Here is a 12566-nt window from a genome sequence, read left to right on the forward strand (position 1 = left end):
CCTCGCCGGAGGGCCGCTGCCCGGGCAGGCGGGAATCTCCCTACTCGAGCACGGCGCCCTGTTGGATCCACCGCTCCAGCAGGTCGATGTCCTCCTGGGGAAGAGGCGTGCTGCGCTGGGGCATGCGCTCCCCACAGGCGTTCGGACCGCACGACAGGCCCGAGAAGTCACCCGTCACCTTCCGCAGCAGGAAGCTTCCCGAGGGATTTCCCGGATCCACCAGCGGCAACGAGGGCTCACGAACGCTCTTGGCCTTCAACCGCTCCAGGAGGGCGGCGGCGTCCCCCGAGCCGGTGATGAGTTGCACGTAGCCCGCCGGCTGGGCGGTGCCATGACACCCCGAACCGAAGCCGCACGAGCCCTGGAGGAGAGGAACCACGTCACGGCTGAAGGTGGGGCGCTCCTCGACGGGCTCCCCTCCCCCGCCACACCCCCACGCCATCATCAATCCGCCCAGGACAAACACCCAGCGCCGCACTCGCTTCTTCTCGGGCGGGAGTGAGGTCACCGCATCTCGTTCCGCATCGTTGAGCCGCATGCGACCCAACCTACCAGCCCAGCAACGACGATGGGGCCAGGTACTCACTCCGGCTTCATCCCGTCCAGCTCACGCGCGACAGTGAGCAAGGGCGTGGATGCCGGGCTCACTGCGAGGGAATGCCCAGCGCGGCGTCACCTCCACCGCTCGGCACGCCCCAGTCCACGACGGACCAACCGCGCCGCAGGGCCTCGCGCCGCAGGCGGCGATCCGGGTGGACGGCCACGGGGCGGCCCACCACCTCCAGGACCGGCAGGTCCGAGTACGAGTCCGTATAGAAGGCGCACTCGGACAGCGGGACGCCGGCCTCCGCGGCGTAGGCCTGCGCGTAGAAGCGCTTGCCCTCGCCGAAGCACACCTCGCCCAGGGGACGGCCGGTGTGAAGCCCCGAAGCATCCACCTCGAAGCGGTTGCAGAGCGCGGCATCCAGGCTCAGGTCCCGGGTCACCAGCTCGGACATGTAGCCCGAGGACGAAGTCAGCAGGACGAGCCTGTCCCCGGCCGAGCGGTGCTCCTCCACGGCGCGCAAGGCACCGGGCCGGAACTGCGAGCGGACCATCTCCGCGTAGAAACGCACGGTGCGCTCGCGCATGTGCTGCTCGCCCGTGCCCTGGAGATGGCGGATGGCCTCTCGCACCGCGTCCTGCATGGCGACGAAGCCCAGGTGGTAGCGAGCGAGCCACATGCTGGCGCGCAGGGCCTGCATCCGGGTGATGTGTCCCAGGGCGAGCTCGCGGCGGACCCACAAGGAGCCCGAGTTGACCGCGAGCAGCGTCTTGTCCAGATCGAAGAAGGCGATGGCCATGCGCCCTCCTCTCTCACTCACGCGAAGAGCGAGGCGTCGCGCGCCGCCGGCCGAGCGCCCACAGTCCCAGCAGCGCCGCCGCGGGGAAGAGGGCCTGGGGGGACGCACCACACCCCATCCCCGTTCCGGTCGACACCGCCTGGAAGTGGCGGCCGAGGTCGGGACTCTCGCCGCACTGGGTGGGCGGCAGGCCCCGAGGGTAGGCCTCGCAGAAGCCCGCGGCGCTGCCCGCGTCGATGATGCGCTTGTGCGTCTCGCCCGGGGGCGCGGTGGGCTCCATGGTGGAGCCGGGCTCGTTGACGTGATCCAACCCCACCACATGCCCGAGCTCGTGGGTCACCGTGTTCTGCACGTCCGTGAGGACGCAATCGGTGGACCGCCCGTCACATGGCGGCGAGTCGACGGTGGTGAAGTCGAAGCCCCTCCCGTCGCGGCTCGCGTTGAACTCGATGTCCGCGTCGAGGATGTAGCCGGTGCGGAAGCTGAAGGTGGTGGTGGTCAAGCCGATGGTGGCGGCACCGTGGTTCCAGCAGGCGTACTTGTTGCCGCAGGTGTCATCGTCGATGCACGGGTCCGCCGACGGGACGACGTCGTTGCAGTCCACCTCGCGGAAGGTGATGACGTTCTCGTTGTCCTTGCTGTCCTTCACGTACCCCACCTGGGGGTTCTGGATGTCCGGGCCCCGGGTGAAGGTGAAGTCGCTGCAGGTACTGGACACCGCGCGCCAGGAAGCCACCGCGGCATCGATGGCCGTGAACTCGGAGTCTCCGGGCGTGCGGCTACTGCCGGCCGCGTCCAACCGGTACGCGTAGTCGCGGATGGGCCAGACGACACAGAAGGGCCGGCCCGGCACCAGGGTGCGCTGGTACACCTGGGCCCCCACCTCGGGAGCGGCGAGGGCGAGCATCGAGCAGGCGAGCCACGACAGGGAGCGCCTCAAGACCGGGCCCCTCCGCGGCGGCGGCGCCAGGCGAGCAGGGCCCAGCCCGCCATCGCGAGCAACCCCGTCCCGGCGCCCGAGCTGGAACAACCCGTGGCCTGCTGCCCGAGCACCGCCGAGTTCCCGGTCGTGCTCAACGTCGGAGTGATGCAGCTCTGACTGGGCTGGCCCTTCGGGTACGCCAAACACACGAAGTCCCGCGAGCCATCGTCGATGTTGCGCTTGGACAACTCACCTGGCGGGGCCCTCGGGTACATGACGGAACCCGGCGCGAGCGTGTGGTCCAGACCGATCAGGTGGCCAATCTCGTGCGTCATGGTGTTCTGCACGTCCGTGGCCACGCAGTTGTTGGCGCTGCCAGAGGTCGTGGTGCAGGGCGGGGAGTCCACGGTGGTGAAGACGAAGCCGCTCGCGTTCAGCTGGATGTCCGAGTCGTAGATGATGCCGGACTTCTCATCGTAGGTGGTGAGCGTGAGGGCGATGGTGCGCGCGTCGCTGTCCCAGCAGTCGTAGGTGTTGCCGCAGGTGTCGTCGGTCCAGCACGCGTCGGAGGAGGGCGCCACGTCCGCGCAGCGCTTGGCTCGGAAGAGGACGATGTTGCGGTTGTCCCCCTTCACCTCGTAGCCCACCTTGCGGTCATCCACGAGGGCCCCCTCGGAGAAGCTGAGGTTGCCGCAAGCATCGAAGATCTTCTGCCAGCTCTGGAAGGAGCGGCGGATGGCGGCGAACTCGAGCTGCTTCTGGGACTCCAGGGCGGTGTTGGGGTTGCCCACGCTGCTGAGCTGCCAGGTGATGGTGGGCACCGTCCAGTAGAGGCACTGGGCGCTCGTGCTGCCCGCCACCACGCGGCTGCGGACGTAGGGATCCGACTGCCCGACAGCGAGCGCGACCAGCAACGAGGCGACAATCACGGCCGTTTCTCCTGGGCGCGAACGGAAGACTGCTGCTGGAGCGTGGTGCGGATGGACGCCTTGAGCTCCGACAGCGACAGGGTGCGATGCGAGGAGCTGGTGGCCTGCCGCGTGTCCGGGTCCAGCAGGAGCGTGTCACCGATGGGCTCGGGCACGGCCATGGCGCTCTTGCCGTCCTCCGAGCGCTGCACCTTGTACTTGCCCTGGGCCATGCCGGAGACGCGGAAGGACTGGGACCCGCGGCGCTCCAGGAAGACCACCACCTCTTCACCCGGGGAGAAGGAGGCCAGTCCGCTCACCACCTGTCCGATATCCCCCACCCGACCACCGGGCTGGGTGACGAGCACCGTGCCGCCCGCCTGCCCCTTGAGGGCCTCGGTGACCTGGATTTCCACATCGGTGACGATGCGGCGTCCATCTCCACTCCACCGGCTTTCCACGCGGCGCACCGTGCCATGAACAATGGCATCCGCTGTCTGGGTGAGCTCCGGCAGGTCTGCCCGCAGCATCGTGGTGGCGCTCGCGGGCATGCAGAGCAGGAGAACGGCCGGGAGGAGCGCGCGGAGCGCGATGGGAAATTTCATGCAAGAGCCCTCAGTGCGCGGCAGTTTAATGCATCGGCCGGGCCGCGGGCAGGGAACTCGGCCGCTCGTTGACCACCCAAGCCCGCTCCTGCTATCCGCGCCCTCTCTATATGGCTCCAGCTCCCCGCGTCCGTTTCGCGCCGTCTCCGACCGGCTATCTCCACATCGGTGGTGCTCGCACCGCCCTCTTCAACTACCTCTACGCGAAGCGCTACGGCGGCCACTTCATCCTGCGCGTCGAGGACACGGACCAGGAGCGTTCCACGCCCGAGTCCGTGAAGGCCATCCTCGACGGCCTCCAGTGGCTGGGCATCGACTGGGACGAGGGCCCGGGCAAGGAGGGCTCCGCGGCGCCCTACTTCCAGACGCAGCGCCTGGAGCTCTACAAGAAGTACGTGGAGCAGCTCATCGCCGAGCGCAAGGCGTACCGCTGCTACTGCACCCGTGAGGAGATCGACGCGCGCCGTGCCGCCGTGGAGAAGGCCACGGGCAAGCCGGGCACGTACAAGTACGAGGGCACCTGCCGCGACCGCAAGGACATCCCCGAGGGCCGCACCGCCGTGGTGCGCTTCCGGATGCCGGACGGCGAGGGCGAGGTGACGTTCAACGACAAGGTGCTCGGCCCCATCACCAAGGCGTACTCGGACCTGGACGACTGGGTGATGATGCGCGCGGATGGCATCCCCCTCTACAACTTCGGTTGCGTCATCGACGACCACACCATGGACATCAACCTGGTGGGGCGAGGCCAGGAGCACGTCAACTCCACCTTCCCGCAGCTGATGCTCTACAAGGCCTTCGGGTGGCAGCCGCCCGACTTCGCCCACTTCCCGCTCATCCTCGGGCCGGACCGCGAGAAGCTGTCCAAGCGCAAGCACCCCGAGGCGGACGTGATGCTGCACAAGCGCAACGGCGTGCAGCCGGAGGCGCTGCTCAACTACGTCATCCGCCTGGGCTGGAGCCACGGCAACGACGAGGTCATCAGCCGCGAGCAGATGATCGAGTGGTTCGACTTCGACCACGTGGGCAGCACGTCCGGCGTGTGGAGCCCGGACAAGCTGATGTGGCTCAACCAGCAGTGGCTGAAGCTGTTGCCTCCGGCGCTGGTGGCCGAGCGGCTGGTGGACTTCCTCGTGGCGAAGGGCGTGCAGATCCAGGCGGGAGACCCGCGGCTGGAGCGCGTGGTGCTGGCCTTCCGCGAGCGCGCCAAGACGCTGCAGGAGATGGCCGACACGGCGCTCAAGTACTTCCAGCACGGCGTGACGCTGGACGAGAAGGCCGCGGCCAAGCACCTCACCGCCGAGTCCAAGCCGCTGCTCACCCAGGTGCGTGAGCAGGTCGCCGCGCTGCCGCAGTGGAGCGCCGCCGCGCTGGACGAAGTGGTGAAGAAGGTGAGCGAGCAGGCCAGCGTAGGCATGGGCAAGGTGGCCCAGCCGGTGCGCGTGGCGGCGACGGGCGGCACGGTGAGCCCGGGCATCGGCGAGACGCTCGAGCTGCTGGGCCGCGAGGAGACGCTCCACCGTCTGGACGCGGCGCTCGCCCGGCCGTAGGCAACCAACGGGGCCCACAGGTTGGGGTGGACACCTCCACTCGCGGGCCCTATTCTCCCCCGCGATGACACGAGCGCTTGACAGCCTGATGGGCCTTTTCTATAAGCCGCGCCCGCTCGGGGCGGCGGTGGCAGCGGCGCTCTGGACGTCGGTGGCGATGGCGGAGGTGGTGAGCGGGGCGCAGGTCCCTGATGGCTCGCAGAAGGTCGGCGAGAACAGGTATCGGGCGCCGGGGGACTTCGACAAGACGCTGGAGTACTACAAGTCCGTCTACCCGGCGAGCGCCTTCCCTCGAAGGTCGATCGTCAACCAGCCGGGCGTGAAGGCGGTACACATCGTCAACCCCTCGGGGAAGAACTTCGAAGGCGTGAACATTTATGAGGCGAACGACGAGGTCCGTATCTACGTCGTCCCGCTTCAGTCGGTACCGGCGGCAGGCAAGCCGGTGAAGAAGACAGAGCCGACGAAGAAGTCAGAACCGAAGGGTGGGAAGAAGTCGCGGTAGCCCCGAGGTTCGAAAAAGGAAGTTGAAGTAGCAGGGCAGTTGCGGTAGTCAGAGAGCAGTTTTTGGGGAATCGTCTAACGGCAGGACAGCAGACTCTGACTCTGCTTATCTAGGTTCGAATCCTAGTTCCCCAGCTCGCAGTACCCGGTAGCAGCAAGCCGGCCCTGTCGTCTAGCGGTTAGGACGGTGCCCTCTCACGGCACAAACTCGGGTTCGAATCCCGGCAGGGTCACTCGCAGCAAAGGCATCCACCTTCTTCGGAAGGTGGGTGTTTTGTTTCCCGGCCCTGTCGTCTAGCGGTTAGGACGGTGCCCTCTCACGGCACAAACTCGGGTTCGAATCCCGGCAGGGTCACTGAGGCGCCCGCTTCTCACTGAGAAGCGGGCGCTTCGCTTTTGCGGGGCAAGCGCCCCGCCCCGCCGCTACCGCTACCGCACGAGGCTCTCGCGGAAGATGGTGAGGGCCGCCGCCAGGGAAGCCTGGGCGCGCTGCAGGCTGCGACGCATCAGCAGCATGCGCACCCGCTCCGGCAACGACTGCGGCGACGAGGTGCCAAAGCCCACCAGCTCCAGGCGCAGGGTGATGGCGTCCAGCAGATCTGCCAGGTCCGCGTGCGGACCGGCCAGCAGCACCACGTCCGGCGAGGCCGACTGGAGACGCTCGGCGAGCTCCCACCAGTGTGGCGCGCCCGTCTCCAGCACCACCACGGCCGCGCCCATCAGCGCTGGCGACTCCGGAGGCAGCGCCACGGCCTCGAGCCCCTCGCCCAGCAGGGCCCGCAACGCCTCGGGGCTGCCCACCACCGCCACCTGACCGCCCGGTGCCACGCGGCTGGCCTGCTCGTACGCGCGCAGCTGCGTCTCGAGTTGCTCGCGCGCCTCGACCGAGGCCTGTCCTCCCGCGTGCAGCAGCTCGGCCGCCTCACGCGCCACGCGCCGCGCCAGCTCGCGTCCCCGCACCCGCTCCGCCCGCCGCTCCAGCGCGGCGCGCACCTTGGCCCGCACCAGCCTCAAATCCTCGAAGGGCTTGAGGATGTAATCGCTCGCGCCCGCAGCGAAGGCCGCGATGACCGACTCCGAGCTGGAGTAGCCGGTGATCATCACCGCCTCCAGCGCCGGTTGCAGCGCGCGCGCCTCGGCGATCAGCTCCACGCCGCCCATGCCGGGGAGATTCTTGTCGGTGATGAGCACGTCGAAGCGCTGGGTGCGGAGCAGCGCCAGGGCCTCCTCGGCGTCCTCGGCCAGGCTCACCACCAGGTCCGGCTCACGCGCCAGCAGCCGGGCGCACACGTCGCGCACCACGGGCTCGTCGTCCACCACCAGCACGGTCGAGGCGAGGGTTCCCCCACCCTCCTCGCCCCCGCCGCCCTCATCCGTTTCGAAGGGGAGATCCATGCGTTCGAGAATCTCACAGCTCGCGTCGGACTTCGAGCAGCGCCACGGGGGACCTATGCTGGAAGACGTGGCGAGCTTCGCGGATGCGCTGGAGGAGAACCCCGCCCCGCGGCGGCTGGGAGACGTACGCCTGCGCTACGAGCCCGGACGCCTGCTGGGGGAGTCTCAACCGCCGTCCTTCTGGCGGCGGCAGCTCCCCGGCCTGTGTCTGCTGCTGGCGGCCCTGTGCGCGGCGGGCGCAGTGGTGGGGGTGTTGCTGGGCGGAGGTGGAGAACGGACGCCCCCCACCCCCATGGCCCTGGGTGCGGTGGCGGTGGCCCTGGTGGGCTTCGCGCTGCGGCTGGAGGCCCAGCTCGGCCGGCGCCGCTTCGTGCTCCACTTCCCCACCGAGCGCCTGCGGCTGGAGCGGCTGAGGTGGGCACCGGGGGCCACCCACGTGCAATGGGTGCCCTTCGACGAGGTGTCGGCGGTGGAGGTGGTGGAGCGCGCGCCCGGGCGCTACGCCCTGGTGGTGGTGTGGCGCCACGCCGGAGAGGAAGAGACGCGGCGCGAGGTGCTGGTGGAACACATCGGCGCCAGCGAGCAGGAGGCGCTCTTTCGCGTGTGGCGCCTCCTGCACAACGCCTTCGGACTCAGGGGAGCTGGACTCGCTTGAGGGTGAGCTCCACCTCCGTGCCCTCACCCTGCTTCGACGACAGCCGCACGCCGCCACCGGCCTGCGTCACCAGCTCCTTGCAGATGGACAGGCCCAGGCCCGTGCCAATCCCCACCGGCTTGGTGGTGAAGAGCGGCTGGAAGACCTTCTCCTGCAGCTCCGGCGAGATGCCGCAGCCGTTGTCCGCCACGGTGAGCAGCACCTCCTGCTCTCGCGACGTCCACCGCACCTCGATGCGGCCCGGCCGGCCCGTGCCCTCCATGGCCTGCGCGGCGTTGACGATGAGGTTGAGCAGCACCTGGCACAGCTTCACCGGGCCGAACGTCACCTTCACCGGCTCGCCCATGGTGGTGATGCGGGCCCGATCGCGCACCTCGGCGCGCGCCAGCTTCACCGCGAAGGACACCACTTCGGCCACGTCCGCCGCGGCCTCCATGTCCTCGCCGCGCGCCTGCGCCCTCAGGCCCAGCGCCACCCCACGCAGGTGATCCGCGCCCGTGGCCAGGTCCTGCAGCAGCGCCGGCAGATCCTCCAGGACACTCGCCACTTCCGGCGAGGGATCCGCCGCCAGGTGCTTGGAGGCGTACTGCACCACGGACTCGAGATCCCGCCGCAGCGAGGCCACGTTCTGGGACAGGTAGCCCACCGGGCCCATCAGCTCGTGCGCGATGCCGGCCGTCACCTGGCCCAACGTGGCCAGACGCTCGGCCTTCATCATCCGCCCTTCCACCTCGCGGATGCGCAGCTCCAACCGGGCGATCTTCAGGCCGTCCTCGAGCGCGGCCAGCACCTCGGCCCGGTCCCACGGCTTGACGAAGTAGCGGCTCACCTGGCCGCGGTTCACCGCGTCGATGACGGCCTGCATGTCCGAGTAGGCGGTGACGAGCATGCGCTTGGCGTCCGGAGCCAGCGTGCGCGCACGCTCCAGCAGCTCCACGCCCGTCATGCCCGGCATTCGCTGGTCCGAAAGGATGACGCCGATCTCGTTGCGCTTCTGCTCCAGCAGTGTCAGCGCCTCGGCCGGTGTCGAGCAGCGGAAGATGCGGAACTTCGAACCGAAGTTCGCCTCGAACACCCTCAGGTTGAGCGCGTCGTCGTCGACATAGAGGACGGCGGGGAGGTCAGACGGATTCATGGAATTCCTCTCCGGGCCAGGCCTACCCTCACACTCCCGCCCTGCCAACGCACTGCGCCCACGCCCCAAGAGATACCACGTCACGCGCAAAACCCGATGGGCCGTGTTTCAGCACACAAGAAGGCCCGAACGCACTGGCATGCCCGGCATACCCGGCGTCAAACGCCCCCCTGCCCGGTGCCACAGCGGCTCACCCGGAGCGCTCAGCGGTGCGTGGAATCCAGCGAGGGCTCGGTAGCCTCCTCGCCCGGCCCGGCCTGGGATTCCAGGAACTGCTGCACCGCGTCCAGCGACTCGAACTGCCGGCTCGGCAGGTTGCTCAGCAGGGACACGACGAGCGAGGGCGCCTCGTTCTCCCGGGCGAGCAGGACGAGTTGCTCCGTGGACAGAGGAAACACCGCCCCGAGCAGGGCCTGATGGAGGGGCTGTGCCAGCGGGGCGGGTCCGCCCATGCGCGTCTCCAGTTCCTTCATTCCCTCTTGGAGCCGGGTGCGTCTCGTGTCGTCGTCGTTCATCGGCGCAAAGTTAAACAGCTCACGAAAGAGTTGCGTGCCCTTTTCGACGCCTCCCCAGCAGGCAGGGGAGCAACCCACATGGAGCCGGGCCCGTTGGCCGTCTCCCACCTCGACCCCCACCGTATCCAAGCACCCCCATACGCCGAGGAGGAACGACATGGCGGAGACCAAGAACCCAGGCTACGCGGAACACATCGAGCACGTGGAGGCCACACACCCGGACCCGTGGCCCGGCATCAAGGGCCGCTCGGAAGAGCACGAAACGGAGCTGCCCACGGGCACCCGGCGCGAGGAGCAGGCCCGCGTCACCGAGGCCCAGCGCAAGCTCGAGCACGAGATGCACGGAGAGAAGGAGCCGACCCGGCAGTGACGGGCCGGACGTCCAAGGCGGGCCGCCCAGGAAGGCGGCCCGCCGGGGCGGCGGTGGCTAGAACAGCAGCCGCATCGGGTGCTCGAGCAGCGCCTTGAGCTCCCGCAGGTACTCGGCGCCGATGGCCCCGTCGATGACGCGGTGATCGCCCGAGAGCGTCACCGTCATCAGCTTGCGCACCACCATCTGCCCGTCGCGCACCACCACCTTGTCCGAGACGGAGCCCACCGCGAGGATGGCCGCCTGGGGCGGGTTGATGACGGCGATGAACGAGTCGATGCCGTACATGCCCAGGTTGGACACCGTCAGCGAGCCGCCGGTGTACTCGTGCGGCTTGAGGGCGCGCTTGCGGGCGCGCTCGGCCAGGTCACGCGCCTCGGCGGAGATGGCCGACAGCCCCTTCTTGTCCGCGTCGCGGATGATGGGGGTGATGAGACCGTCCTCGATGGCCACCGCGATGCCGACATCCACCGTCTCGAAGTGCAGGACGGTGTCACCCTGCAACGACACGTTGATCTTCGGGTAGCGGCGCAGCGCCATGGCCGACGCCTTCACGATGATGTCGTTGACGGAGACCTTGGACTCGAGCGCCTTGGCCTCCTCGCGGATCTTCAGCGCCGCGTCCATCTCCACGTCCACCGAGAGGTAGAAGTGCGGGACGCCGGGCTTCACCTCGGCCATGCGCTGACCGATGACCTTGCGCATGGTCGTCATGGGCACCGCCTTCGGCTCGGGACGCTCGCCCGGAGCCACCGCCGGCGCGGTGGGCGCCTTGCGCGCGACGGCCGGAGCGGGCGCCTGGGTGAGCGCCTTCTCGATGTCGCTCTTCACGATGCGGCCGAGCGGACCGGAGCCATGCACCTGGGACAGGTCCAGGCCGCGCTCGCGGGCCATGCGCTTCGCCAGCGGGCTGGCACGCAGACGGCCACCGGGAGTGGCAACGGGAGCAGCGGCCTTCGGCGCGGGAGCCGGAGCCGCGGCAGGTGCCGGAGCCGGAGCGGCGGCCTTCGGCGCGGGCGCCGCGGCAGGTGCCGGAGCGGCCTTGGCGCCACCCTTGCCCGCGAGGAACGCGATGGGCGCTCCCACCTTGGCCATCTCGCCTTCCTTCACCACGATGCGGGCCAGCACGCCGTCGTCGTAGGCCTCGACCTCGAGGTTGGACTTGTCCGTCTCCACCTCGGCGAGTGCCTGACCGGAGGAGATCTTGTCCCCCTCCTTCTTCAGCCACTTGACGAGCTTGCCCTCCGTCATCGTCGGAGAGAGCGCGGGCATCACCACGGGGATGCCCTCGCCCCCGGAGGGAGCGGCGGGTTGCGCGGCGGGCGCGGGAGCCGGAGCAGGCGCGGCGGCCTTGGGGGCCTCGGCCTTCGGAGCGGCGGGCGCGGCGGCCTTGGGGCCTCCGGCCTCGGCCTTCTCACCCTTCGCGCCCAGGAGGGCGATGGGCGCACCGACGGTGGCCATGTCCCCCTCGGGAATGACGATCTTCAGCAGGTAACCGTCGTCATAGGCTTCGACCTCGAGGTTGGACTTGTCCGTCTCCACCTCGGCGATCGCCTCGCCGGAGGAGATCTTGTCCCCCTCCTTCTTGAGCCACTTGACGATCTTGCCCTCCTTCATCGTCGGAGAGAGGGCAGGCATCTGGATGGGCGTGGCCATACGTTTCTCAGGCTCCCTCGCGGTAGAGGACCTTCTTCACGGCGGCGATGATCTTCGGCGCGTCCGGCTGGATCGCGTTCTCGAGGTTCGCCGCATAGGACATGTTCACGTCGAGACCGGTGACGCGCTGCACGGGAGCGTCCAGGTCGTCGAAGGCCTTGGACTGGATGATGTCCACCACCTGCGCGCCCACGCCGGCAAGAGGCCAGCCTTCCTCGACGATGACCACACGGTTCGTCTTGCGCACGGTGGCGAGGATGGCCTCCTCGTCCAGCGGGCGCAGCGTGCGCAGGTCGAGGATCTCCGCGGAGATGCCCTCGGCCTCCAGCTGCTTCGCGGCCTCCTCGGCGAAGTAGTACATGCGCGACCAGGTGATGATGCTGACGTCCTTGCCCTCGCGCTTCACGTCCGCCTTGCCGATGGGGACGATGTGCTCGCCCTCGGGCACCTCGCCCTTGAGGGCGTAGAGGCGCTCGCCCTCGATCATGATGACGGGGTTCTCATCCCGGATGGCGGACTTGAGCAGGCCCTTGGCATCGGCCGGGGTGGCCGGGGCAATCACCTTCAAGCCCGGGAAGTGGGCGTAGTTGGCCTCGAGCGCCTGGCTGTGCTGGCTGGAGAGCCGGCCGCCGGCACCACCCGGGCCGCGGAACACGATGGGGCAGCGCAGCTGGCCGCCGGACATGTGCCGCAGCTTCGCCGCGTTGTTGACGATCTGGTCCATCGCCAGGATGGCGAAGTTCCAGGTCATCATCTCCACCACCGGACGCAGGCCCACCATCGCCGCGCCCACGCCCAGGCCCGTGAAGCCCAGCTCGGAGATGGGCGCGTCGACGATGCGCGCGCTCCCGAACTTGTCCAGCAGCCCCTGCGACACCTTGAAGGCACCCTGGTAGCGAGCAACCTCCTCACCAATGAGGAACACGTTGGCGTCGCGCTCCATCTCCTCGGCGAGTGCCTGGTTCAGCGCCTCGCGATACATCAACTCGGCCATCGTTGGCTCCGAAT

At 68.9% G+C, this 12566-nt stretch carries 14 protein-coding genes and 3 tRNA genes; 7 read left to right on the forward strand and 10 right to left on the reverse strand.

Going from position 1 to position 12566, the window contains the following annotated elements:
• Window positions 1-40: 40 nt before the first annotated feature.
• The 5 genes from DAT35_RS44080 to DAT35_RS44100 all read right to left on the reverse strand — a co-directional run bounded on the left by DAT35_RS44080 (window position 41) and on the right by DAT35_RS44100 (window position 3778).
• Entirely contained in the window at window positions 41-538 is a 498-nt protein-coding gene (locus DAT35_RS44080) for a hypothetical protein (RefSeq protein WP_108075335.1), read from the reverse strand.
• A gap of 106 nt (window positions 539-644) precedes the next feature.
• The gene (locus DAT35_RS44085) at window positions 645-1343 is read right to left on the reverse strand and encodes an HAD family phosphatase (RefSeq protein ID WP_108075336.1); all 699 of its coding nucleotides are present in this window, start codon (window positions 1341-1343) and stop codon (window positions 645-647) included.
• A 13-nt stretch (window positions 1344-1356) separates the two neighbouring features.
• Window positions 1357-2283 carry a myxosortase-dependent metalloprotease, MXAN_2677/MXAN_2678 family gene (locus tag DAT35_RS44090; protein ID WP_233262068.1) on the reverse strand — a complete coding sequence of 309 codons (927 nt, stop codon included), beginning with the start codon at window positions 2281-2283 and terminating at the stop codon, window positions 1357-1359.
• The gene (locus DAT35_RS44095; protein ID WP_108075338.1) at window positions 2280-3194 is read right to left on the reverse strand and encodes a myxosortase-dependent metalloprotease, MXAN_2677/MXAN_2678 family; all 915 of its coding nucleotides are present in this window, start codon (window positions 3192-3194) and stop codon (window positions 2280-2282) included. The genes DAT35_RS44090 and DAT35_RS44095 overlap by 4 nt, the downstream gene beginning before the upstream one ends.
• On the reverse strand, window positions 3191-3778 hold the full coding sequence (locus DAT35_RS44100; protein WP_108075339.1) for a hypothetical protein: 588 nt from the start codon (window positions 3776-3778) through the stop codon (window positions 3191-3193). Before DAT35_RS44100 ends, DAT35_RS44095 begins: the two co-directional genes overlap by 4 nt.
• A 110-nt stretch (window positions 3779-3888) precedes the next feature.
• On the opposite strand from DAT35_RS44100, the gene gltX reads away from it, so the two are divergent.
• The 5 genes from gltX to DAT35_RS44125 all read left to right on the forward strand — a co-directional run bounded on the left by gltX (window position 3889) and on the right by DAT35_RS44125 (window position 6187).
• The gene (gene gltX / locus DAT35_RS44105; protein WP_108075467.1) at window positions 3889-5328 is read left to right on the forward strand and encodes a glutamate--tRNA ligase; all 1440 of its coding nucleotides are present in this window, start codon (window positions 3889-3891) and stop codon (window positions 5326-5328) included.
• Between the two features lie 88 nt (window positions 5329-5416).
• On the forward strand, window positions 5417-5833 hold the full coding sequence (locus DAT35_RS44110; RefSeq protein ID WP_233262069.1) for a hypothetical protein: 417 nt from the start codon (window positions 5417-5419) through the stop codon (window positions 5831-5833).
• Between the two features lie 63 nt (window positions 5834-5896).
• A tRNA-Gln gene (locus DAT35_RS44115) sits at window positions 5897-5967 on the forward strand.
• Window positions 5968-5993: 26 nt separating this feature from the next.
• Window positions 5994-6065: transfer RNA gene (locus DAT35_RS44120), tRNA-Glu, on the forward strand.
• A 50-nt stretch (window positions 6066-6115) separates the two neighbouring features.
• A tRNA-Glu gene (locus DAT35_RS44125) sits at window positions 6116-6187 on the forward strand.
• Window positions 6188-6261: 74 nt separating this feature from the next.
• Here DAT35_RS44125 and DAT35_RS44130 read toward each other — a convergent pair.
• Window positions 6262-7227: a response regulator gene (locus DAT35_RS44130; protein ID WP_108075341.1), complete on the reverse strand. Its 966-nt coding sequence runs from the start codon at window positions 7225-7227 to the stop codon at window positions 6262-6264.
• 55 nt (window positions 7228-7282) lie between these two features.
• On the opposite strand from DAT35_RS44130, the gene DAT35_RS44135 reads away from it, so the two are divergent.
• A complete protein-coding gene (locus DAT35_RS44135; RefSeq protein ID WP_199243192.1) occupies window positions 7283-7882 on the forward strand; it encodes a hypothetical protein in 600 nt (199 codons plus the stop codon).
• Here DAT35_RS44135 and DAT35_RS44140 read toward each other — a convergent pair.
• Window positions 7860-9017 carry a sensor histidine kinase gene (locus DAT35_RS44140; RefSeq protein WP_108075342.1) on the reverse strand — a complete coding sequence of 386 codons (1158 nt, stop codon included), beginning with the start codon at window positions 9015-9017 and terminating at the stop codon, window positions 7860-7862. The genes DAT35_RS44135 and DAT35_RS44140 overlap by 23 nt on opposite strands.
• 203 nt (window positions 9018-9220) lie before the next feature.
• Window positions 9221-9469, reverse strand: coding sequence for a DUF2795 domain-containing protein (locus DAT35_RS44145; protein ID WP_233262070.1), 249 nt, complete (start codon window positions 9467-9469; stop codon window positions 9221-9223).
• Between the two features lie 220 nt (window positions 9470-9689).
• Between DAT35_RS44145 and DAT35_RS44150 the strand changes: the two genes are divergently transcribed.
• Window positions 9690-9902: a hypothetical protein gene (locus tag DAT35_RS44150; protein ID WP_108075344.1), complete on the forward strand. Its 213-nt coding sequence runs from the start codon at window positions 9690-9692 to the stop codon at window positions 9900-9902.
• 57 nt (window positions 9903-9959) lie between these two features.
• On the opposite strand, the gene DAT35_RS44155 is transcribed toward DAT35_RS44150, so the two are convergent.
• Window positions 9960-11558 (reverse strand): pyruvate dehydrogenase complex dihydrolipoamide acetyltransferase, encoded by a 1599-nt coding sequence (locus DAT35_RS44155; protein ID WP_108075345.1) that lies wholly within the window; start codon window positions 11556-11558, stop codon window positions 9960-9962.
• Between the two features lie 7 nt (window positions 11559-11565).
• Window positions 11566-12552 carry a pyruvate dehydrogenase complex E1 component subunit beta gene (locus tag DAT35_RS44160; RefSeq protein ID WP_108075346.1) on the reverse strand — a complete coding sequence of 329 codons (987 nt, stop codon included), beginning with the start codon at window positions 12550-12552 and terminating at the stop codon, window positions 11566-11568.
• Between the last annotated feature and the right edge of the window lie 14 nt (window positions 12553-12566).

It is taken from the genome of Vitiosangium sp. GDMCC 1.1324, from assembly GCF_003044305.1.
GTDB lineage: Bacteria > Myxococcota > Myxococcia > Myxococcales > Myxococcaceae > Archangium.

What these genes read in the sequence shown, in the direction of transcription:
- DAT35_RS44080 (WP_108075335.1), bottom strand. Translation starts at nt 538, where the DNA reads ATGCGGCTCAACGATGCGGAACGAGATGCGGTGACCTCACTCCCGCCC.
- DAT35_RS44085 (WP_108075336.1), bottom strand. Translation starts at nt 1,343, where the DNA reads ATGGCCATCGCCTTCTTCGATCTGGACAAGACGCTGCTCGCGGTCAAC.
- DAT35_RS44100 (WP_108075339.1), bottom strand. Translation starts at nt 3,778, where the DNA reads ATGAAATTTCCCATCGCGCTCCGCGCGCTCCTCCCGGCCGTTCTCCTG.
- gltX (WP_108075467.1), top strand. Translation starts at nt 3,889, where the DNA reads ATGGCTCCAGCTCCCCGCGTCCGTTTCGCGCCGTCTCCGACCGGCTAT.
- DAT35_RS44110 (WP_233262069.1), top strand. Translation starts at nt 5,417, where the DNA reads ATGGGCCTTTTCTATAAGCCGCGCCCGCTCGGGGCGGCGGTGGCAGCG.
- DAT35_RS44130 (WP_108075341.1), bottom strand. Translation starts at nt 7,227, where the DNA reads ATGGATCTCCCCTTCGAAACGGATGAGGGCGGCGGGGGCGAGGAGGGT.
- DAT35_RS44135 (WP_199243192.1), top strand. Translation starts at nt 7,283, where the DNA reads ATGCTGGAAGACGTGGCGAGCTTCGCGGATGCGCTGGAGGAGAACCCC.
- DAT35_RS44140 (WP_108075342.1), bottom strand. Translation starts at nt 9,017, where the DNA reads ATGAATCCGTCTGACCTCCCCGCCGTCCTCTATGTCGACGACGACGCG.
- DAT35_RS44145 (WP_233262070.1), bottom strand. Translation starts at nt 9,469, where the DNA reads ATGGGCGGACCCGCCCCGCTGGCACAGCCCCTCCATCAGGCCCTGCTC.
- DAT35_RS44150 (WP_108075344.1), top strand. Translation starts at nt 9,690, where the DNA reads ATGGCGGAGACCAAGAACCCAGGCTACGCGGAACACATCGAGCACGTG.
- DAT35_RS44155 (WP_108075345.1), bottom strand. Translation starts at nt 11,558, where the DNA reads ATGGCCACGCCCATCCAGATGCCTGCCCTCTCTCCGACGATGAAGGAG.
- DAT35_RS44160 (WP_108075346.1), bottom strand. Translation starts at nt 12,552, where the DNA reads ATGGCCGAGTTGATGTATCGCGAGGCGCTGAACCAGGCACTCGCCGAG.